We start from the raw sequence: 21,283 nt of genomic DNA, 5'->3' as shown, positions 1-21,283 counted from the left end.
GAAAGAGTGATATGCAAATTCTCTCAGGCTGTCTACAGTGAGGTGGAGTCCTATTCGGCCAGCCGGGAGAACAAGTGTCTGATTCCGCCACGCCCATCGTCGACGCCGAGCTCATCGTGCGTAACCCGGCATCCGGGGAGACGGTCGGCACCGTCGCCGTCGCCACCCCGGCGGAGGTCGCCGCGGCAGCCGTCGCGCTGCGCAAGGCGCAGCCGAGATGGCAGTCGATCACCCCGGCCGGCCGCAAGCAGTGGCTGCTGAAGCTGCAGGACTGGGTGCTCGACCATGCGGCCGAACTGGCGGACTCGATTCAGGACGAATCCGGAAAGCCCCGGGTCGAGGCCGAGGTGGAAGTCGCCTTCACCGTCGATATCCTCGGCTACTACGCGCGCAACGCGGCCGAGTTCCTCGCCGATACCGACGTGCGCCCGCACACCCCGTTGATGCGGGTCAAGAAGTTGACCACCGCATACGTGCCGTACCCCGTGGTCGGCATCATCACGCCGTGGAACTTCCCGCTCGCCATGGTGACCGCCGATGTCGTTCCGGCGCTCGCCGCGGGCGCCGCGGTGCTGCTCAAGCCGTCGGAGGTGACCCCGCTGACGCCACTGCTCCTGGCTCGCGGCTGGGCCGAGATCGGCGCGCCGCCCGTGTTCACGATCGTCTCCGGGGCGGGTGACACCGGCGCCGCGGTGGTCGACAACTCGGACTTCGTCCAGTTCACCGGCTCCGGCGGCACCGGGCGCCGGATCGCCGTCGCGTGCGCGGAACGCACGCGCCCCTACAGCCTCGAGATGGGCGGCAAGGACCCGGCGATCGTGCTGGCCGACGCCGACCTCGAGCGCGCGGTCAACGGCATCACCTTCGGTGCCCTGACCAATGCCGGGCAGCTGTGCGTGTCGGTGGAGCGGGTGTACGTCGAAGCCCCGGTGTACGACGAGTTCGTGAACAAGCTTGTCGCCCACGTCGAGTCGCTGCGGCTCGGTCGTGACGACCGAGCGGGCACCATCGATGTCGGCCCGCTCGCCAACGATGCACAGGTCGCGATCGTCACCCGCCACGTGGAAGAGGCGATCGCCAAGGGTGCGCGGGTACTCACCGGCGGAAAGGCGACGGGGGAGGGCAACTTCTTCGAACCGACCGTGCTGGTCGACGTCGATCATTCGATGTCGTGCATCACCGAGGAAACCTTCGGCCCAACCATCCCGGTGATCAAGGTCGCCGACGAGAACGAGGCCGTCCGCCTCGCCAACGACTCCGAGTACGGTCTGTCGGCCTCGGTGTGGACCGGCGACAAGTCCCGCGGCCAGGCCATTGCCCGGCGGCTGGCGGTCGGCGCGGTGAACATCAACGACGCCACCATCAACCTGTTCAATTTCGCGCTCCCGCACGGTGGTTGGGGCCAGTCCGGCACCGGTTACCGATTCGGCGGAGCGGACGGTGTGCGCAAGTACTGCCGCAAGCAGGCGATCACCGCGCCCGCCTTGCCGACGCAGAAGAAGGAACTGGTCTGGTACCCGTACAGCCTGAAGAGCTTCGGGTTCATGCGCAACGCGATGCGTGCCACCGGTGCGCGCGGACGGCGTCGCTTCGGCAAGTAGTCGTCGACGGGTTCCGTCGGCTGGGTGCGCTATGGTGCGCGCGGCGGGCGGAACCCCGGTGCGATGTGATCGCGGGCGAACCGGCGCGCCGCCGCCTCGTCGTCGAGGGGTATGACAGTGGGCCTGGTCAGCACCAACGACAACGCCGTGCGCGCCACCATCTCGGCGACGGGCAGCGGATCGTAGGCGGGCAGTTTGCCCTGCAGCTGCAAGCGGGTGATGAACTCGGCGAGGAAGTCACGGCCGAGTTCGATCACCGGCGACCCGCCGGTCGTGAGATAAGGGAGTACGGCGGCGGCGTCGGTGGCGAGCAGACGATCCAGCAGCGGGTTCTGGCGCAGACCGAGGGCGAAGACGACGAACAGCTCGACGATCTGGTCCTCGGCGCTCGCGCCGTCCTCGGCTTGCCTGCGCATCGATTGGTCGGCCTCGTTCAGCAGGCAGCGCACCTGCCAGAGCCCGACAGCCTGGACGACGTCGTCCTTCCCGCCGAACCGGCGGTACAGCGTGGCCAAGGACAGCCCGCCGCGGCGGGCCACCTCGGCCATGCTTGTGCGTTTGATGCCGAAGTCGAGGAACGCGGCCAGGGCGCCGTTCAGGACATCGGCGTTGTCCCGTTCCACGCCGCCGTGGCTGCGGATCCGGGCCAGCAATCTGCTCACTGCCTCACCGTACTCAGACGAGCGGGCGCCCGAGCCGGTGGCGTCGCCGCATGTCCCAGAGCACCGTCGAGTACGGGAACAGCCGCGCGCGCACGGGCAGCCGCCCGTAGACGGCGCCGATGGCGCGGAACAGGATCCGGTGCCGTCGTTCCTGTGCGTCGGTCCACGGCAGGTAGAGCTGGGCGCGCATGGGTTCGGGCAGCAGACCGATCACGACGAAGCGGTGGAAGTCCGCGAGGCGGCGTGGCCGCGGAACGTTGCGCAATCCGATCAGCTTGCGCAGGTATTCGGCGACTACGTCATCGATCTGCATGGTCGCCAGCCCGGCTTCGAAGTAGCGTTCGAACTCGTCCAGGTCGGCGGGCCACATACCGGGTCGCATCTGCAGGCCGGTGCCGAATTTGGCGCCGTACTGGACGAAGACCTCCTTGGTGTCGCGGTCCAGCGGGCCGTACAGGCGTTCGTGGAGATCGAGGACACCCCAGCACAGGCAGACCGCCACCCACTTCTGCAGCTCGGGATCGAAGGCGTTGTACCCGACCGCGGCGCCCGGAGCCGAGCGGACATGGCGATGAACGCTGCCGACCGCCTGGCGATAGACGGTGCGGTCGTCCTCGGTGCCGAGCATCGCCACCGCGATGTAGGTCAGCGTGGTGCGCAGGCGTTTCCACGGGTGCACATCGGCGCGGCCCGACTCGACCGTGCTTTCGACGACGCCGTAGCCGACGGGCCGGTTCGCGAGCTGCACGATGACGTTCGCGCCCGCTCCCGCGAAGGCGCCGATGCCGTCGAGGAACTGCTCGATCCGAAAATCGTCGACCGTGCCATATCGGCACCGCAGAACGCCGCCGTGGTCGCCCGCGGTGGTCGGTACGGGCCCAGTTGAAGCTTCGCGCATGGTCCTGCGTCTCCTTGTCCAGACAGCTACTGAGTCGATGATACGTTGAGAAGATCTTCATCAAATCAACTCACGCGGTCGCCGTGCAAGACTCGGTCCATGAGTCGTGTGTACAGGCGAGAGGACTCGACATGTCGGATGTGAAACGGATCAGCTGGGGCAAACCCCGTAAGCCGACCGACGCCGACCGCGATGCTCTACGCGCGGAGCTGCTCGCAAGAGCCCGCGCGGTCCGCGCCGACGGCTGGGCCACCCACCGCGACGAGTGGCCGGACGGTCAGATCGCCACTGTTGCCTACCTCCTCGGCGACACCGACGTCCTCGCCGAACTCGAGGAGTCCGAGGGGACGGTCCTCAGCCGCTACGCCGCCGAACTCTTCGGCTTCCACGGCGGCCGCAAGGACATCGAAGCGGGCCTGGTCGGCACCCAGGCCTGGTTCGACACCGTTCGCAAAGCTCTGGGCGCCGGAGCCTGACATCCTGCCCGGGGACGAAAGCGCGAACGTAGCTTTGCCGGCCAGTGTCGGGAGACGGGTCGATCGTCTCCGCCTGGACGTGCGTGGATTCAGTTCTCGTTGCCGGTGATGCGGTCGCGCAGCGTGGGGAGGCCGGGGCCGGTGAGGTCGTCGCAGTAGGTCACTCGGCTCGCCATCGCCATGGTCAATGCGATCGTTGTTCCACGGACCAGTGGTCCGGTGCCGTGGGTGAAGGAACCATCGGTCGCCTCCAGGCGAAGGCCTTCGACGAGCGTGCGACTGGGGACGGTGAAGTTGCGCCCGACGAAGAATTCGGCGACGGCGGTGGTCGCCTCGATCGACGGTGTGGTGGTGAGTCCGAGGGGGCGGCGGATGTCCTGGGCATGGACCACGATTTCCCCGAGCCATGCGGCTATATCACCCGACGGTGCGGTGGTGCTGTGGACGATCGCCCGGAACCGGTCGAGGGTTTCGGCCGGTGTCGTCCCGAGGTGTTCGGCCTTGCGCCGCTCGTTGTGCTTGTCGAAGTCGAAGCGCGCCCCGAGAACGCTCACCAGCCAGCGCATCCGGCCGGTACCCGCACCGGCCGTGAGGTGCGCGACCACGTCTTCGACGGTCCACGCACCGCACAGCGACGGCGAACTCCACTGATCGTCGTCGAGGCGGGCGAGGTCGTCCGCGAGAGCGGCGCGTTCGGCGTGCGTCAGCGCCCACAGCGCGGCACGGGAATCGGGCACGTGAACCTCCGTGGCACCCTCGATCACCGGGCGCCGTGGTGCCGAGCCGACGTCCCCTGATGCAGACGACGTGACCCCCGCGAATTGATCGGTCAGGGGGTTCGCAGCACGCAGCGGGTCGTCGAGTAGATGGTCGGTACGCACTCGTTGCAATGCGTGCACAGCGACGGAGTCGCCCGGTCGGACTGCCAGCGGCGGACGAGATCGGGTTCGCGGAGCAGGGCCCGCCCCATCGCGACGAAATCGAAGCCCTCGGTGCGGGCCTGTTCGGCACCCGCCAGGTCGGTGATGCCGCCGAGCAGGATCAGCGGCATCGTCAGCTCCGCCCGGAAGCGTCGCGCCTTGTCGAGCAGATAGCCTGGGCGATAAGGGTATTCGCGCAAGAACTTGCCGCCGACGAGCTGGAAACCCCAGCGCACCGGAATCGGCAAGGCGCGGGCGAAGTTCCGGCGCGGTGCGTCGCCACGGAAGATGGCCATCGGGTTGAGCAGGGAGCTACCCGCGGTGAGTTCGATGGCATCGACGGCGCCGTCGTCCTGCAGCCAGCGCGCCACCCGCAGCGACTCCTCGATCGAGAAACCGCCGCGCACACCGTCTTCCATGGTGAGTTTGGCGGTGACCGCCACGTCGTCGCCCGCCGCCTCGCGCACGGCGCGCACCAGTTCCCGCGCCACCCGTGCCCGGTTCGCCAGCGAACCGCCGTATTCGTCGCGGCGCCGGTTCAGCAGCGGACTCAGGAAGGCGCTGGCCAGGTAGTTGTGGCCCAGGTGTACCTCGACGGCGTCGAACCCGGACTCCCGTGCCAACCGGGCCGCCCGCGCGTGCGCTTCGACCACCTCGGCGATGGCGAGTGCGTCGGGCACCTTGGTGAACCGCATCCCCAGCGGATTGAACATCCGGCTCGGTGCCAGCGCGGGCGCCCGGTTCGACCGTGCGTTCGCCACCGGTCCCGCGTGCCCGAGCTGCGCGCTCACCGCCGCGCCCTCGGCGTGTACGGCATCGGTGAGCCGCCGCAGCCCCGGCACGGCCTCCGGCCGCATCCAGATCTGATGCCGATCCGTCCGCCCACCCGGCGCGACCGCGCAGTAGGCGACCGTCGTCATCCCGACCCCGCCGGCCGCGACCTCCCGATGGAACTCCACCAACTCGTCGGTGACCAGCGCGTCGGGGGTGCGCCCCTCGAAGGTGGCCGCCTTGAGCACGCGGTTGCGCAGGGTGAGGGGACCGAGGCGGGCGGGCGCGAGGACATCGCTCATCCCCGAAGTGAAACACGTTTCAATTACGGACCGCAACGGTATCGCCCGCTCACCGGGCGAAAAGCTGACTTACCAGCGATCGGGAGTCACCGGGGCGTCCCAGGCCTTGGCGAAACGGGTCTTGTCCTTGGTGTCCACTTCCTTGCGCCGGTACACGATGTACGGGCGGGTGAGGTAACCGATGGGCGCGCTGAACATGTGTACCAAACGGGTGTACGGCCAGGCCGCGACCAGGGCGAGCACCACCAGTCCGTGCAGCTGGAAGGTCCACGGCACGCCGACCATCAGCCCCGGCTCCGGGTCGATGGTGAACAGACTGCGGAACCACGGCGACACGGTGTCGCGGTAGTTGTAGGTGCCCCACAGCAGGTTCGAGCCCCAGGTGTTCAGCAGCCCGGTGACCAGTGCCAACGTGAGCAGCGTGTACATCATGATGTCGTTGCGGCTGGTCGCCTTGCGCACGGCGGGCACGACGATGCGGCGGTAACACAGGATGGCGACTCCGGCCACCACCATCAGGCCCGCGACGGAACCCGCGCCGACCGCCACCAGGTGATAGGTGTGCTCGGAGATCCCGAGCGCCGCCGTCCACGACTGCGGAATCAGCAGACCCATCACATGCCCGCCGAACACCCCGAGCATGCCGAAGTGGAACAGCGGACTGCCCAGCTGCAGCAGCTTGGACTCGTAGATCTGCGACGACCGCGTGGTCCACCCGAACTGGTCGAACCGGTAGCGCCAGACATGGCCCAGCACAAAGGAAGTCGCGGCGATATAGGGCAGGATCAGCCACAAGCCTTCGGGGAGCGGAATGGTGGCGTTCATCGGCGTCCTTCTGTGGCGTCGAAGAGGGCGGGGTCCATGGCGAAGGGTTCCAGGCCGACCTCTTCCTCGGGCGGGCCCTGGGCGGCGAGTTCGGCGATGCGGCGGCGGTCGGCGGTGGTCACCGGTGGCAGGGTCGCCAGGACGGCCGCGAGGACACCCGAGTACGGGGAATTGTTGTCTCCCAGTGACAACCGGAGCAGCTCCAGGACCGGCACGTGCTCGCCGAGCAGGCGTTCACCACCGATCGGGTCGACGGTGGCGGCGAACTCGAGCAGCACCGGCAGGTGGTCGGGCAGTTCCTCGTCGCCGAGTTCGGCACCGGCCTGGCGGTAGGCGTGCTTGAAACGCAGCAGTGCCATGCCGCGTTTGCGGGTGTCGCCGTAGGCGTAGAACGTCAGGTGCAGGCTGGCGCGGCGGCGCATGTCGAAGGTCTCGACATAGCTCTGGGCGACCTCGATGTCCGGGGTGTCGCGCAGGTAGGCGAGGACCGGCTCGAAATGCCCGCGCACTTCGTCGGGCAATTGTGCCGCGGCGGAGGACAGTCGGTCGAGCAGGGCGAGGGTGTGTTCGCCGGGATAGTCCAGCAGCAGCGCGGCCAGGCGCCAGACCATGCGACGCTCGTGCTCGGCCAAAGCGAGGACGGGCTCGGGTCGCCGCCGGATGGAGAGCAGACTCATCGCGGCACCCCGCTGACGGCCGGGTCGGTGGTGGTGGCGCCGTTGCCTCCACCACCGGATCCGGCGCCGTTGCCGGGGTGGCCGTTGCCGTTGCCGTCGCCGCTGTGGCTGCCGGGCAGCAGGCCCGCGGTGGAGCGACCGTCCCAGTTGAGCAGGTTGATCCGCCCCGACTTCTCCTCCGGTGCCGCCTGATTCGTGTCGGCGAGGGAGAACTTCTCCACCACCTGGTCGAACGCCGTCATGCCCGGCCCGCCGTCGGTGTCGAGACTGCACCCGGTGGCCAGCGAATCCAGTTCGTGCGCACGGGAAGTCGCGCCGCTGGGAATCACGTAGCGGTGCTCGTACTTGGCGATCGCGAGCAACCGGTACATCGCCTCGATCTCCTCGGGCTCGAGCCCGATCGAGGGCGCGATACCCGAATCGGGTTCCTCACCGAGGTTCACCGACCGCATGAAAGCCCGCATCCCGGCCAGCCTTTGCAGCGACGCGCGCACCGGACCGATCTCACCGGCGGTGAACAGCTCCGCCAGGTAGCCGATCGGAATGCGCAGGGCATCGATGGCGCCGAACAGGTTGCGCGCGTCCTCGCCGTCGTGTCCGGTCTCGGTGAGCACGTCCACCACCGGCGAGAGCGGCGGCACGTACCAGACCATCGGCATGGTGCGGTATTCCGGGTGCAGCGGCAGCGCGAGCTGGTAGTCGACGATCAGCTTGTACACCGGCGAATCCTGCGCGGCGGCAATCCATTCCGGCGAGATACCGGCCTTCTCCGCCTCGGCGATCACGCGCGGGTCGTGCGGGTTGAGGAACACACCGAGCTGAGAGGTGTACAGATCCTGCGGGTCGGTGACCTGCGCCGCCTCGAGCACAGCGTCGGCGTCGTAGAGCATCACGCCGATGTAGCGAAGCCGGCCCACACAGGTTTCCGAGCACACGGTCGGGATGCCGACCTCCACGCGCGGGTAGCAGAAGGTGCACTTCTCCGCCTTGCCCGTCTTGTGGTTGAAGTAGATCTTCTTGTACGGGCAGCCGGTGATGCACTGGCGCCAGCCACGGCACTTGTCCTGGTCGACGAGCACGATGCCGTCTTCCTCGCGCTTGTAGATCGCGCCCGACGGGCACGACGCGGCACACGAGGGATTGAGGCAGTGCTCGCAGATGCGCGGCAGGTAGAACATGAAGGTCTCTTCGAACTCCAGTTTCACCTTGTCCTCGAGCTTGCCGAGCAAGGGGTCCTTGCCGACCTGCTCGGGGCCCGAACCCAGGTCGTCGTCCCAGTTGGCGCCCCAGGTGACCTTGGTGTCCTCGCCGGTGATCAGCGACTTCGGCCGGGCGACCGGGGTGGTGTCGGTGGGCGGCGACGACAGCAGGTTGTCGTAGTCGTAGCTCCACGGCTCGTAGTAGTCGTCGACCGTCGGCAGATCGGGGTTGGCGAAGATGTTCATCAACCGCTTGAACCGCGACCCCGACTTCAGGGTGAGCTTGCCGCGCTTGTTGAGCGTCCAGCCACCCTTCCACTTCTCCTGGTCCTCGTACTGGCGCGGATATCCCTGTCCCGGACGGGTTTCCACATTGTTGAACCAGACGTACTCGGTGCCACCGCGATTGGTCCACGCCTGCTTGCAGGTGACCGAGCAGGTGTGGCAGCCGATGCACTTGTCCAGGTTCATGACCATGGCGAGCTGAGCCATAACGCGCATGTCAGTACTCCACGTTCTGGTTGCGGCGACGAATGGTGGTGACCTCGTCGCGCTGGTTTCCGGTGGGGCCGTGGTAGTTCAGCGCGAACGACTGCTGGGCGTAGCCGCCGATCAGGTGTGAGGGCTTGATGAGCACCCGGGTGAGTGCGTTGTGGATACCGCCGCGCTTGCCCTTGGCTTCCTTGGTGGTGTCCTCGGTGCCCTCGATGCGCGGCACATCGACCGCGCGGTCCTGGGCGTGGTACATGAACACCGTGCCCTCGGGCATGCGGTGCGAGACGATCGCGCGGGCCACGACGACACCGTTGCGGTTGATCGCCTCGATCCAGTCGTTGTCGGCGACACCGATCTTCTTGGCATCCACATCCGACATCCAGATCGTCTGACCGCCCCGCGAGAGCGTGAGCATGTGCAGGTTGTCCTGGTAGGCCGAGTGGATGGACCACTTCGAGTGCGGGGTCAGGTAGCGCACGGTGAGCCCGTTGCCGCTCACATTGCCGATGCTCGGCTCCGCGAACAGCGCCGACATGTCCAACGGTGGACGGAAGATCGGCAGTTGCTCACCGAGTTCGATCATCCAGTCGTGGTCGAGGTAGAAGTGCTGACGCCCGGTGAGGGTGTGCCACGGCTTGAGCCGCTCCACATTGATGGTGAACGGCGAGTATCGGCGCCCGCCGCTCTCGCTGCCCGACCACTCCGGCGAAGTGATCACCGGAACGGGCCGGGCCTGGGTGTCGGCGAAGGTGATCTGCTTGCCCTCGGCCTCGGCGGCGAGGTCGGCCAGTTTCGTACCGGTGCGGCGTTCGAGCTGGTGGAAACCCTCGACGGCGAGACGGCCGTTGGTGGTGCCCGACAGCGCGAGAATGGTCTCGGCGGCGAAGGTGTCCTTGGCCAGCGACGGCCGCCCGGCCGCGATCCCCGACACCACGGTGCCGTTCTTGCCCGCGAGGTATTCCACCTCTTTGTCCGGGTAGGTCGTGATGCCCTTGGTGGTCACCCCGAGCGTGTCGACCAGCGGGCCGAGCGCCGCGAGCTTCTCGGCGATCTTGGTGTAGTCGCGTTCGATCTCGACGATCTTGGGCATGGTCTTGCCCGGAATCGGTTCGCACTCACCGGCTTTCCAGTCCAGCACCTTGCCGCCCGCCTGCGCCAGCGCATCCGGTGAGTCGTGCTGCAACGGCACCGCGACGATGTCTTTCCTTGTGCCCAGGTGCTTTTCGGCCAGCCAGGAGAACCCGCGCGCGATGCGGTGGAACGCCTCGAAGTCGGTCTTGGCCTCCCACGGCGGGGAGATGGCGGGGGAGAAGGCGTGCACGAAGGGGTGCATGTCGGTGGAGGACAGGTCGTGCTTCTCGTACCAGGTGGCGGCGGGCAGCACGATGTCGGCGAACAAGGTGGTGCTGGTCATACGGAAGTCCAGGGCCAGCAGCAGGTCCAGCTTGCCCTCGGCGCCTTCCTCACGCCATTCCAGTTCCTGGGGGCGCACGCCGGTGGCGTCGGTGGTCTGCAGGTTGGAGCCGCAGCCGAGCAGGTGCTTCTGGAAGTACTCGTTGCCCTTGCCCGAGGAGCCGAGCAGGTTGGCCCGCCACACGGTGAGCACGCGCGGGAAGTTCTCGGGAGCGTCGGGGTCTTCGCAGGCGAAACGCAGGTCACCGGACTTGAGTCCGTCGACCACGTGCTCACCGGGGGTCTTACCCGCGGCGGCTGCTTCGTCGGCCATGTCCAGTGGGTTGCGGTTGAACGTCGGGTAGCTAGGCATCCAGCCGAGACGACTCGCCAGCGCGATGTTGTCGGCGGCGGTACGACCGGCGAACTTGCCCTTACCCAGCGGGGATGCGAACGAGTCCGAGGTGAACGGGTCGTAGCGCCACTGGTCGTTGGTCAGGTACCAGAACACGGTGCCCTGCATCTGACGCGGCGGGCGCTGCCAGTCGCTCGCCGAAGCCAATGTGGCCCAACCGGTTACAGGTCGGCACTTCTCCTGGCCGACGTAGTGGGCCCAGCCGCCGCCGTTCTTGCCCTGACAACCGGTGAGCAGCGTGAGGGTGAAGAACGCGCGGTAGATCTGATCGGAGTGGAACCAGTGGTTGGTGCCCGCGCCCATCAGGATCATCGAGCGGCCACCGGAACGTTCGGCGTTGTCGGCGAATTCGCGGCCGATGCGCGCGGCCTGCACGGCGGGCACGCCGGTGATGGTTTCCTGCCAGGCCGGGGTGTAGGGCGACTCGGCGTCGTCGTAACCCTTGGCCCACTCGCCGGGCAGGCCGTCACGACCGAGGCCGTACTGGGCCAGCAGCAGGTCGAAGACGGTGGTGACCCGTTTACCCGCAACGGTTTTCGTCGGCACGCCGCGGATGATGGGTGCGGCGGTGTCGGTGTCGAAGCGTGGCAGCGCGATGGTGGTCGGCGCCTCGTCGGAATGGCCGAGCAGGGTGAGCAGCGGGTCGACCCCTTCGAGGTCGAGATTCCACTTGCCCGCGTCGGCCTCGTTGAAGCGGTGGCCCAGGGATCCGTTGGGCACCACCGGGTTGCCGTCCTGATCGAGCAGGACCGGCTTGTGTTCGGCGTTCTCGTCGGTGTGGCCCAGATCAGCCGCCGTCAGGAACTTGCCGGGTAGAGCGCCGCCCTGATCCGCCGCCTCGTCGAGACAGATCAGGTACGGCAGATCGGTGTAGGACTTGATGTAGTCCAGGAACATCGGAGTCTGCTTCTCCAGGAAGAACTCCTTGAGCACCACGTGCCCCATCGCCATCGCCAGCGCCGCGTCGGTACCGGGGCGTGCGGCCACCCACTCGTCGGCGAACTTGGTGTTGTCGGCGTAGTCGGGGGAGACCACCACGACCTTCTGGCCGCGATACCGCGCCTCGGTCATGTAGTGCGCGTCGGGCGTGCGGGTCACCGGGACGTTGGAACCCCACATGATGAGGTAGCCCGCGTCGAACCAGTCGGCCGACTCCGGCACGTCGGTCTGGTCACCGAACACCTGCGGTGAGGCCACCGGCAGGTCGGCGTACCAGTCGTAGAACGAGAGCATGTAGCCGCCGAGCAGCGACACGAACCGCGCGCCCGTCGCGTGGCTGACCATCGACATCGCCGGAATAGGCGAGAAACCGGCGACGCGGTCGGGACCGTACTGCTTGATCGTGTAAACATGTGCGGCAGCGGCGATTTCTGCCGCCTCCCACCACTCGGCACGCACGAACCCGCCCTTGCCTCGGGCGTTCTTGTACGCCTTGGCCTTGACCGGATCCTCGACGATCGACTCCCAGGCCAGCACCGGGTCCTTCAGCTCGGCCTTGGCCTTGCGGTACAGGTCGAGCAGGGTGCCGCGCACATACGGGTAGCGCACGCGGGCGGGGGAGTAGGTGTACCAGGAGAACGAGGCGCCACGTGGGCAGCCGCGCGGTTCGTACTCGGGCTTGTCCGAGCCCACCGAGGGGTAGTCGGTCTGCTGGGACTCCCAGGTGATCACGCCGTCCTTGACGTAGATCTTCCACGAGCACGAACCGGTGCAGTTCACGCCGTGGGTGGAGCGCACCACCTTGTCGTGCGACCACCGGTCGCGGTAGAACGCGTCGGCATCGCGCCCACCGACCTTGAACACCGACCGCTGATCCGCGGAAACCTCACCGCGCTGAAAGTATTTTCCGAGCGTCAGCAGACTGTCACCGAAATCGGTGGGCGACGGACCATGAGTGCGCGAATTAACCACGACGCCCCCTTCGAGCTTGTGAAATCGGGCTGTTGAGGCCAACTGTAAGGAGGCGATCCCGCCGGTCAAAACGAACTTCTCACACCCCGGATCGGGCCTTTGTGCGTTGTGAGGTGGGCGAAATGTGCTGGTCACCCCCGTAACCCGACGCTCACCCACCACACCCGCCACGACCAGGGGAAACCCCCATCCGACCGGCCTTTCCCGATGCTCGCGAGGCGGTTCGGCGCCGACGCGGTGATGCTTCGGAAACGACGGGTTCTCGGACGGTTTACATTTGTTTACACACCCACAGTGACCTGCGTCGCTTCGATCCACGCCCGGGAGCGGGGCGGGCGGACGAACAATATGTACTCAGCTAACCAGCGGTTACCGGACATGCGATCATGTCTGACGTCCATCGATGGCTATCAGGGAGTACGAGCGAGTGGCTGAGTTCTTGACCACGATCAACGGTTATATCTGGAGCAACTCGTTGATCTATCTGTGCTTGGCCGCGGGGGTGTACTTCTCGATCCGTTCGAGGTTCGTCCAGGTCCGCCAGATCCCGGAGATGGTGCGGCTGCTGTTGCGCGGCGAGAAGTCCGCCTCCGGAGTGTCGTCGTTCCAGGCGTTGGCGATGTCGCTGTCGGGGCGGATCGGCACCGGCAATATCGCGGGCGTCGCCACCGCCATCGCCTTCGGCGGCCCGGGTGCGCTGTTCTGGATGTGGGCAGTGGCCTTCCTCGGCGCCTCCACGTCCTTCGTCGAGTGCACCCTCGGCCAGATCTACAAGACCCGCGACCCGCTCACCGGTGAGTACCGTGGCGGGCCCGCCTACTACTTCCACCGGGCGATGTCGCACACCAAGGCCGCCCCACTGTTCAAGGTCTACGCGGTGATCTTCGCCGCCGTGACGGTGCTGGCCTGCGGTCTGCTCATGCCGAGCGTGCAGTCCAACTCCATGGCGGCCGCGATGAACCAGGCCTGGGGCGTGTCGGAATGGGTGGTCGCCCTCGGCACCGTGATCGTGCTCGCGTTCGTCATCATCGGTGGCGTCAAGCGCATCGCCGCCTTCGCGGCGGTCGTCGTGCCGTTCATGGCGGTGGGCTACATCCTGATCTCCATGGTCATCGTGTTCGCCAACGCCGGCCAGATCCCGGAGATCCTGTCCCTGGTCGTTCGCAGCGCCCTCGGCGCCGACGCGGCGTTCGGCGCGATCATCGGCGCGGCCGTGATGTGGGGCGTCAAGCGCGGTGTGTACTCCAACGAGGCTGGTCAGGGCACCGGCCCGCACTCGGCGGCCGCCGCAGAGGTGTCCCACCCCGCCAAGCAGGGCCTGGTGCAGGCGTTCGCCGTGTACATCGACACCCTGTTCGTGTGCACCGCCACCGGTCTGCTGATCCTGTCGACCGGCGCCTACCGGGTCTTCGAGGGTGAGTCCGCCGACGGCAAGGTCCTGGCCGACGGTGGCGTGCTGCCGTCGGACGCCGCGGTCGGCCCCGCCTACGCCCAGCACGCGGTCGACACCCTGTGGGGCGGTTTCGGCTCGACCTTCGTCGCGATCTCGCTGGCGTTCTTCTGCCTGACCACGATCATCGCCTACTACTACATGGCCGACACCAACCTGCGCTTCCTGGTCGGCAAGGCCGCGGCCAAGCCGGTCCCCGTCATCCGTGGCACCGTCGGCGCCAACACCACACTGGTCCTGCAGGCCCTCATCCTGGTGTCGGTCGCCGTCGGCGCGCTGTCGACGGCCACCGACGCCTGGACCCTCGGCGACATCGGCGTCGGCCTGATGGCCTGGCTCAACATCATCGGCATCATCATCATCCAGCAGCCCGCCTACAAGGCCCTGCGCGATTTCGAGAAGCAGAAGAAGGAAGGCAAGGACCCCGTCTTCGATCCGAAGGCACTCGGTATCCGCAACGCCACCTTCTGGGAGACCTACGAACCGGAAGGCGAACGCGAAAAGGTCACTGTCACCAAGTGATTCGGCGCGCCGAGGTCCACACCAGGACCTCGGCGCGTTCTCTTTTCACCGATGGTCGACTCGGATGCCGTGCTCGGCGAGGCCGTTGGCGATGTGCGGCGGGAAGAGCGCGGTCGGCAGCATGATCGGGACGCGGCCGAAGACGACGGCGGTGACCTCGGGGCGGATGGTGATCTTGCCGATGACGGTGTACGGGATCCGCATGATCCAGGCGGGCGTGGCGAAAATTGCTGCGTCGGAACCGAACACGGCCGACATGGTGGCGTTCGGGAATGCTGCTCGCGCGGCGTGGTCGACCAGCGCGGCCGAGGGGGTGTGCGCGCGTCGCCAAAACAACATCTCGACGATCGTGCCGATGACCAGCGGGAGGACCACGCCCGGCGCGCCGTAGCGCCCGCCGCAGATCACCGCGAATTCGATGGCGATCACGGCGAAGGCGACCACCGCGATTTTGGCCCCCGGCCGCCGCCACGGCTCGAGCTGGGCGGCCGCGGCGAGGAGTCGGGCTGTGTCGGAGCCTGCCACCGTCGAGGTGTGTGGTTCGGCCGGGACAGGTAGCGGGGGCAGCGGCGCGAGCTCAGGGCCGCCGCGCTTGCCGACGAGGTCGCGTAGCGCGGCGATCGACTCGTCCGGCCACAGTTGCCGTGGCATCGACAGCGTGACCATCTCGAGGCGCAGGGTCACGGCCGCCCGGGACACGGTGATCGACCTGATGCGGTCGTAGGCGATGCGGGTGTGCGCCGTGCGGTCGGCGACGTCGAGCGCGTCGGCGCCCAGTCGCAGCGTCTGGGTCGGCGGCGGCTCCGTGTGGTCCCGCAGGCTCCGCAACCGCTTGCGCAGGGTGTAGGAGATGCTGGCGTACAGGTACAGCGCCAGCACCACGGTGACCAGCGGAAAGGTGATCGCAGGCAGGTCCAGCCAGAACGCGAGGAGCAAGTACACCGGCAGTATCAGCACGAGAGCGGCCAGGGCCGGTCGGACGCTCATGCGGCGGGCCATGTGGCCGGCCATGCGGTCGCTGCTGCCCGGCGTCTCGACGAATGTGCTGTCCGGGTCCGTGATGCCGACCAGATCGGGGGCCGGTGTGGCGAATGGAGCGGAACTCGGTGGGGAGGTGGGGGCGGTGTCGAGGCTGTGCCCCTGGTCGGTCATGTGAGCAGACTAATCAGCCGTCGGCGACTCCGCGGATCGAGCCGCCGACGTGCTCGGACTACTGTTCGGGTGGCTCCGCGGGGTCGATCTCCGCGAACGAGCCGACCCACTTGTGCGGTGGGCGTGGGGGATTCGGCTCGCCGGGGCGGTGGACGCCGACCACGTGCCAGCCTGCGGTGACCGCAGCGTCGAGTTCGTCCGGGTGATCGGAGAGGAACAGGGTTTCACGCGGGGCGACGCCGATGCGGGTGGTGATGGTGTCGTAGGAGGACGGTTCGCGTTTGGGGCCGGCGTTCACCAGGTCGAAGTGATCGGTGATGAGGGGTGAGAGGTCGCCGGGGTCGGCGTAGGTGAACCAATCTCGTTGGTTGCGTTCGGAACCCGAGGAATAGATGTAGAGGGTGTGGCCCGCGGCGTGCCAGGCGCGCAGGGCGGGGGCGACGTCGTCGAAGAAGCGGCCGTGTAAGTCGCCTGCGCGGAAGCCCTCCGCGCAGATGGCGCCCTGGGCGGCTTTCAGCGGCTCGGCCTTCACGTCCGAATGTAGCCAGCCGGTGAGGATTTCCGCGACCCGTGCGGTATCGGCGGTCTCCTCGCCGGACAGTTCTCGGGTGGCGGCGATCACGGATTCGGCTGCACCAGTGGCATTCTCGGCCAGCCAGGCGGGCAGATGCTTCTCGGTGTAGCCGTACAGGTCGGTGCGCACCGAATCGGTGGGGCTGGTGGTGCCCTCGATATCGAGGACGATCGCGCGGATCACGCGAGCAGCTCGTCCAGGGTGGGGAAACCGGCGCTGATCTTGTCGCCGGTGAAGTCGCCGATCCAGCCGTCGGCCTCCTCGAAGAAGCGGATGGCGACGAAATCGGGGCGGGGGCCCATGTCGAACCAGTGCAGGGTGCCCGCGGGCACCGAAAGCAGGTCGCCCGCCTCGCACACCGTGGCCAGCACCGCGTCGTCGATGTGCAGGTAGAAGCAGCCGCGACCGGCGGCGAAGAAACGCACCTCGTCCTCGGCGTGCCGGTGCTCGTCGAGGAACTTGGTGCGCGCACCCGCCGCCGTGGCGGGCCAGTCGGGGTTGTCGTCGTCGGGGTGGATGCGGGCGATATCGATGTGCTCGTAGCGACCCGACGCGTTCAGTTCGGCGATCCGCGGCGCGTAATGGGCGAGCAGGGTGTCGGAGTCGGTGGTCGCGGCGTCGGGGAGCACCTCCCAGCGGGAGAAAGCGATGCCGTGCTTCGACAGCTCGGCACCGATCTCGGCGGTATCGGTGGTCCGCACCCGGACATCGGCGGCATTGTCGGCCGCCATCACTTGCAGCAGGGTCATCTCGGTCCGATCTCGAAAGGAGTGGCGTCGGTACGTCCGGTGCGGGCGATCAACTCGCACAGTGCTTCCAGACATTCGGCGCGATCACGCGCCTGGGCAAGAGTGTCACCCCAGGCGGTGATGCCGTGCCCGGTGATGAACAGAATCGGTGCGGCACCGGGATTCTCGCGCAGGTAGTACTCGATGTCGGCACCGATGCGCGCGACGTCGGGCCAGTTCGCGAACACCGGAACATCCACGGTCGACGGATCGTCGAGCCCGAAACCCTTGATGAGTTCGTACCCGCTGACCCGCACGGTGTCACCCGGCCGGGCGGTGGTCGCCAGGGCGGTGGCGAACGGTGAGTGCACGTGCACGACGGCACCGGCATCGCGCGTGCGGTACACGGCGGTGTGAATGCTGGTCTCGGCGGAGGGTTTTCGGTCCTGACCCGGGTAGGCGGTGGTGTCGGCCACGCGGACGCGCACCGCATCGCGCTCGGTCAGTTCGCCTTTCGACAATCCGCTGGCGGTGATCAGCGCATCGTCGCTCCCGGATCGCACCGAGATGTTGCCTGCCGTACCGGGCATCCAGCCGCGTTCGTAGAGCTGACGAGCGACGGCGGCGAGCGCGCGTCCGGCCATGTCGCTCGCCGAGCTCGCGGCGCGGCCGTTCCCGGCGAAGGTGTCCGCGTTGCGGTAGACCACACCGTTCTCCGTGACCACCGCGGTGACCAGGTCGGCCGGTGTCACATCGAAGGCCGGGTTGAACACGGCGGTGCCCGCCGGTGCGGCCTCGACCCCACCGAACCCTGTGACCTCCGCGGCGGCCCGCTGTTCGACGACGATCTGCGCGCCGGTCGCCATCGCGGTATCGCGGGTGGACTCCGGGGCGACGACGATGAACGGGAGGCCGTGATGACGCGCGGCCAGCGCAAGACCGAAGGTGCCGATCTTGTTGGCGACATCGCCGTTGGCGGTGATCCGGTCGGCACCCACGAGCACCGCGTCCACCTGGCCCGTCGCCATCGCCCACGCGGCGGCCGAGTCGATGGTGAGCCGGTGCGGGATGCCCGCCTCGGCCAGCTCCCACGCGGTGAGCCGCGCACCCTGCAGCAGCGGCCGGGTCTCGTCCACGATCACGTCGGTGACCGCGCCGCGCTCGTGCAGCACCCGCAGCGCGCCGATGGCCGTACCTACCGCGCTGGTGGCCAGGCGTCCGGTGTTGCAGTGCGTGAGCAGGCGAAGCGGCCGGTCACCGCAGAGCTGTTGCACCAGGTCGGCGGCGTGGGTCGCGGCGGCCAGGTTGACCCGGCCGTCCTCAGCGAGCATGCCGAGGGTTTCGGCCAGTACGGCGTCGGCACCTTCGGGAATCCGTGCCCGCACCCGCTCGACCGCCCATGCCAGGTTGACGGCGGTGGGTCGCGCCGCCGCGATTCGATCCGCCTCGGCTTCCACCGCCGCCACGTCGACCACGCCGCCGCCCGAAAGGCCGGCCCGCACCGATTCGCGCGAGACGGCCGCGCTGCGCTGTCCTACCTGCTCAGCGGCCCCGCAGCCATGTTCGTCGTCCGCCTGGGTGGCGGCGTCGACGACCGTCGTGTGAGCGCGGGTCGCGATGACCACGCCGAACGCCCCCGCGATCCCGATGGCGGGCGCACCACGGATGGCGAGCGTGGTGATGGCGTCGATCACCTGATCGACGGTCGTCAACCGCAGCTCACGCACCTCGTGCGGCAGCCCGCGCTGGTCGATGGTGACGAGCGCACCGTCGTCCCAGGTCAGGGAACTGTCGTCCATCGGGGTGTCCTCACTGCGAGACTGTCTTTCCGCCGGTAGACGATATCCGACCAGGTCGACCCGCCGGGACCCGATCCCGACCTGGACAGACGCGTGACCAGCTCGGCGGAGTGCATGCCCGGGGCGCTACTCGGCAACGAACTCGGCCTCGCGTTCGACCGCATCGATGGTGGCCTGCGGAACCTGGATCGGACCTGGTGTGTAGGTGATCGCGCGGAGGGCGCCGGTGTAGCGGAAGGGGCCGCGGCGTTCGCGTAGGTCCCAGGACACCGGGCCGCGGGCGTCGACGCCGACGGAGATGCCGGTCCACGGCGCCATGCCGACGAGCTGGACCTGGTCGGTGAGTTCGGCCAGGGGTGTGCCGTCGGCTTCGACGACGAAGTCCCAGCGCAGGTGGGGACGCACGGTGGCGCGGACGGTGACCGAGCGGGTGCCGACCGGCAGCGGTGTGCCCACCGACGCGTAGCGGCCGTAACTGTTCACGCCGAGCACCACCTCGCCGTGCTCGATGTAGAGCAGGTAACCACCGAGCGGGTCACCGTGGGCGACGAGTACGCCTTCGTCGCCGTCCCGGTAACCGGTGGGCACGGATCGGTCACCGGTTCGGGAGGGGGAAGTGGCCGCTCCGAGTTCGGCGGTGATGGTGAAGTCGCGGTAGGCGATCAGCCGTTGCGAACGGTAGCGCTCGAGGGTCGGGGTGCCGGGGAGCAGGCGCACCGGGTCGGCCAGCCGCGTCTCCTCCGGGCGCCTGCGGAACAAGTCGGCACGGGTGAGGAGCGGGAAAACCGTATTGGCCCAGGCCGATTCGTCCCAGGCAGCCGCGAGTTCGGCGGCCTTGTCCGGATACTGTGCGGAAAGGTCGTGCAGCTCGGTCGGGTCGGCGCGCACGTCGAAGAGCTGCCAGTCGGGTGCGTCCAGGTCGGAGCCGGCTTCGTGGAGCGAGAGCAGTTTCCACCCGTCGCGGTAGAAGCCGCGATGACCGGTCATCTCCGAATACTGCTCGGTGTGCAGGGTCGGTTCGGAGGCGTCGCGGAGCAGGGCGGCGGCGGAAACGCCGTCGAAGTCCTTGGCCGGTAGACCGTTGCGGACCGAAGGCCGGTCGAGCCCGGCGAATTCCAGCAGGGTCGGCGCCAAATCGGTGACATAGGCGTACTCGTGCCGGATGCCGGTGTCGTCGTCCTTGCGCGGCAAGCCTTTCGGCCACGACACGATCAGCGGCACCCGCACCCCACCGGCGAAGGTCTGCCCCTTGTAGAAGCGGAACGGCGTGTTGGATGCCTGCCCCCAGCCACGCGGATAGTGCACCCCGAGCTTCGCGGTGCCGATCAGTTCCTCGTCGTGGGGCACGTCGCCCACCCAGTCGGGGTCGTCGATGTGGGCGAATTCGGCGAAATAGGAGCGGGTGCCCTCCGGCCCGCCCTCGGCGGTGCCGCCGTTGTCGGAGGTGAACACGATGACCGTGTTGTCGAGCTCGCCCAGTTCCTCGAGCAGATCGACGATGCGGCCCAGACTCTGGTCGATGCTGTCGACCATGCCCGCGTACACCTCCATGTACCGGGCGTACCGCCGCTGCTCGGCCGCGGACAGCGAATCCCATTCCGCCGCCTCGTAACCCGGCTCGGTATTGCGCGGCTTCTGCTGGGTGCCCGGCGGGAACAAGCCCTGTGCCACCTGCTCGGCGAAGCGCTTCCGGCGCAATTCGTCCCAGCCCTCGTCGTACCGTCCACGGTACTTGGCCTGGTCCTGCGCCTTCGCCTGCAACGGTCCGTGCATGGCGACGTGCGCGAAGTACAGGAAGAACGGTTTCGTCGCGTCGTGCGCGCGCAGGTCCTTGATGTAGGAGAGTGCCTTGTCGGTGAGGTCGTCGGTGAGGTAGTAGCCCGGCGGATACTCCTCGACATCCACCACCGAACTGTCGGAAACCAGCTGATTCGGGTAGTAGAAGGAATTGAGGCCTTCCAGCGATCCGTAGTACCGGTCGAATCCGCGCTGCGTCGGCCACGAATTCCGGTGCGCCGCCGGATTCATCGTGGCATCACGCACCAGATGCCATTTGCCCACCGCGTAGGTGGCATATCCGTTGTCCCGCAGAATCTCCGGCAGGGTGAGCACATCGTCGGCCACTTCCAGGCGCAGCCCGGGATAGCCGGGATCGGCATTGGCGACGAAACCGAATCCCGCGCGGTGCGGATTGATACCGGTGAGCAACGCGGCGCGCGACGGTGAGCACAGGGGAGTGGTGTGGTAATTCGACAAGCGCACACCCGTCGCGGCGAGCCGATCCAGTGTGGGCGTGGCGATCTCGGAACCGTACGGACCGATATCGCTGTAACCCATATCGTCCACGAGGACGACGACGATATTCGGCGCACCGGCGGGCGCCGTGGCCGGCGAGGTCCAATTCGGCGTGGAATCGGCGGAGGTGCGTCCGATCGAGCCTGCGAAGGATTCGTAACCGCGTGCGTGGGGTGGAACTGGCATTCCCGCAGTGAACTGGACAAAATGGCTGGTCAC

Annotated in this window: 16 protein-coding genes; 3 read left to right on the top strand and 13 right to left on the bottom strand. The window is 67.7% G+C overall.

Features of this window, described 5'->3' with window-relative positions; translation table 11 throughout:
- Window positions 1-74 precede the first annotated feature (74 nt).
- The gene (locus NCO8_RS06735; RefSeq protein WP_067637330.1) at window positions 75-1,601 is read left to right on the top strand and encodes an aldehyde dehydrogenase family protein; all 1,527 of its coding nucleotides are present in this window, start codon (window positions 75-77) and stop codon (window positions 1,599-1,601) included.
- A gap of 29 nt (window positions 1,602-1,630) precedes the next feature.
- Here the strand turns inward: NCO8_RS06735 and NCO8_RS06730 are convergent, their stop codons facing one another.
- Together NCO8_RS06730 and NCO8_RS06725 are read right to left on the bottom strand one after the other, a co-directional pair.
- The gene (locus NCO8_RS06730) at window positions 1,631-2,263 is read right to left on the bottom strand and encodes a TetR/AcrR family transcriptional regulator (RefSeq protein ID WP_067637328.1); all 633 of its coding nucleotides are present in this window, start codon (window positions 2,261-2,263) and stop codon (window positions 1,631-1,633) included.
- 13 nt (window positions 2,264-2,276) lie between these two features.
- Window positions 2,277-3,161 carry an oxygenase MpaB family protein gene (locus NCO8_RS06725; protein ID WP_084456677.1) on the bottom strand — a complete coding sequence of 295 codons (885 nt, stop codon included), beginning with the start codon at window positions 3,159-3,161 and terminating at the stop codon, window positions 2,277-2,279.
- A gap of 131 nt (window positions 3,162-3,292) precedes the next feature.
- Between NCO8_RS06725 and NCO8_RS06720 the strand changes: the two genes are divergently transcribed.
- Window positions 3,293-3,637 carry a hypothetical protein gene (locus NCO8_RS06720; RefSeq protein WP_067637326.1) on the top strand — a complete coding sequence of 115 codons (345 nt, stop codon included), beginning with the start codon at window positions 3,293-3,295 and terminating at the stop codon, window positions 3,635-3,637.
- A gap of 89 nt (window positions 3,638-3,726) precedes the next feature.
- Here the strand turns inward: NCO8_RS06720 and NCO8_RS06715 are convergent, their stop codons facing one another.
- The 6 genes from NCO8_RS06715 to NCO8_RS06690 all read right to left on the bottom strand — a co-directional run bounded on the left by NCO8_RS06715 (window position 3,727) and on the right by NCO8_RS06690 (window position 12,544).
- Window positions 3,727-4,374 carry a maleylpyruvate isomerase family mycothiol-dependent enzyme gene (locus NCO8_RS06715; protein WP_067637534.1) on the bottom strand — a complete coding sequence of 216 codons (648 nt, stop codon included), beginning with the start codon at window positions 4,372-4,374 and terminating at the stop codon, window positions 3,727-3,729.
- A gap of 92 nt (window positions 4,375-4,466) precedes the next feature.
- On the bottom strand, window positions 4,467-5,630 hold the full coding sequence (locus tag NCO8_RS06710) for an NADH:flavin oxidoreductase (RefSeq protein ID WP_067637324.1): 1,164 nt from the start codon (window positions 5,628-5,630) through the stop codon (window positions 4,467-4,469).
- A gap of 69 nt (window positions 5,631-5,699) precedes the next feature.
- Window positions 5,700-6,455: a respiratory nitrate reductase subunit gamma gene (gene narI / locus NCO8_RS06705; protein WP_067491549.1), complete on the bottom strand. Its 756-nt coding sequence runs from the start codon at window positions 6,453-6,455 to the stop codon at window positions 5,700-5,702.
- On the bottom strand, window positions 6,452-7,132 hold the full coding sequence (narJ, locus tag NCO8_RS06700) for a nitrate reductase molybdenum cofactor assembly chaperone (RefSeq protein WP_067637322.1): 681 nt from the start codon (window positions 7,130-7,132) through the stop codon (window positions 6,452-6,454). Before narJ ends, narI begins: the two co-directional genes overlap by 4 nt.
- Window positions 7,129-8,823 (bottom strand): nitrate reductase subunit beta, encoded by a 1,695-nt coding sequence (narH, locus tag NCO8_RS06695; RefSeq protein ID WP_067637320.1) that lies wholly within the window; start codon window positions 8,821-8,823, stop codon window positions 7,129-7,131. The genes narJ and narH overlap by 4 nt, the downstream gene beginning before the upstream one ends.
- A gap of 10 nt (window positions 8,824-8,833) precedes the next feature.
- Window positions 8,834-12,544: a nitrate reductase subunit alpha gene (locus NCO8_RS06690; RefSeq protein ID WP_067637317.1), complete on the bottom strand. Its 3,711-nt coding sequence runs from the start codon at window positions 12,542-12,544 to the stop codon at window positions 8,834-8,836.
- A gap of 427 nt (window positions 12,545-12,971) precedes the next feature.
- Between NCO8_RS06690 and NCO8_RS06685 the strand changes: the two genes are divergently transcribed.
- On the top strand, window positions 12,972-14,516 hold the full coding sequence (locus NCO8_RS06685; RefSeq protein ID WP_067637315.1) for an alanine/glycine:cation symporter family protein: 1,545 nt from the start codon (window positions 12,972-12,974) through the stop codon (window positions 14,514-14,516).
- 45 nt (window positions 14,517-14,561) lie between these two features.
- Here NCO8_RS06685 and NCO8_RS06680 read toward each other — a convergent pair whose 3' ends face one another.
- The 5 genes from NCO8_RS06680 to NCO8_RS06660 all read right to left on the bottom strand — a co-directional run bounded on the left by NCO8_RS06680 (window position 14,562) and on the right by NCO8_RS06660 (window position 21,250).
- Window positions 14,562-15,668 (bottom strand): hypothetical protein, encoded by a 1,107-nt coding sequence (locus tag NCO8_RS06680; protein WP_067637313.1) that lies wholly within the window; start codon window positions 15,666-15,668, stop codon window positions 14,562-14,564.
- A gap of 58 nt (window positions 15,669-15,726) precedes the next feature.
- Complete coding sequence (gene mtnC / locus NCO8_RS06675) at window positions 15,727-16,425, bottom strand: acireductone synthase (protein ID WP_067637311.1); 699 nt, start codon at window positions 16,423-16,425, stop codon at window positions 15,727-15,729.
- Entirely contained in the window at window positions 16,422-16,991 is a 570-nt protein-coding gene (locus NCO8_RS06670; RefSeq protein WP_067491561.1) for a 1,2-dihydroxy-3-keto-5-methylthiopentene dioxygenase, read from the bottom strand. The genes mtnC and NCO8_RS06670 overlap by 4 nt, the downstream gene beginning before the upstream one ends.
- A complete protein-coding gene (locus tag NCO8_RS06665) occupies window positions 16,988-18,769 on the bottom strand; it encodes a bifunctional S-methyl-5-thioribose-1-phosphate isomerase/methylthioribulose 1-phosphate dehydratase (protein ID WP_067637310.1) in 1,782 nt (593 codons plus the stop codon). Before NCO8_RS06665 ends, NCO8_RS06670 begins: the two co-directional genes overlap by 4 nt.
- Window positions 18,770-18,895: 126 nt before the next feature.
- A complete protein-coding gene (locus NCO8_RS06660) occupies window positions 18,896-21,250 on the bottom strand; it encodes an arylsulfatase (RefSeq protein WP_067637532.1) in 2,355 nt (784 codons plus the stop codon).
- Between the last annotated feature and the right edge of the window lie 33 nt (window positions 21,251-21,283).

The organism is Nocardia coubleae NBRC 108252, from assembly GCF_001612805.1.
GTDB lineage: Bacteria > Actinomycetota > Actinomycetes > Mycobacteriales > Mycobacteriaceae > Nocardia > Nocardia coubleae.
Note: the sequence above shows the minus strand (reverse complement) of the source record. Positions and strands in the feature narration are given on the sequence as shown.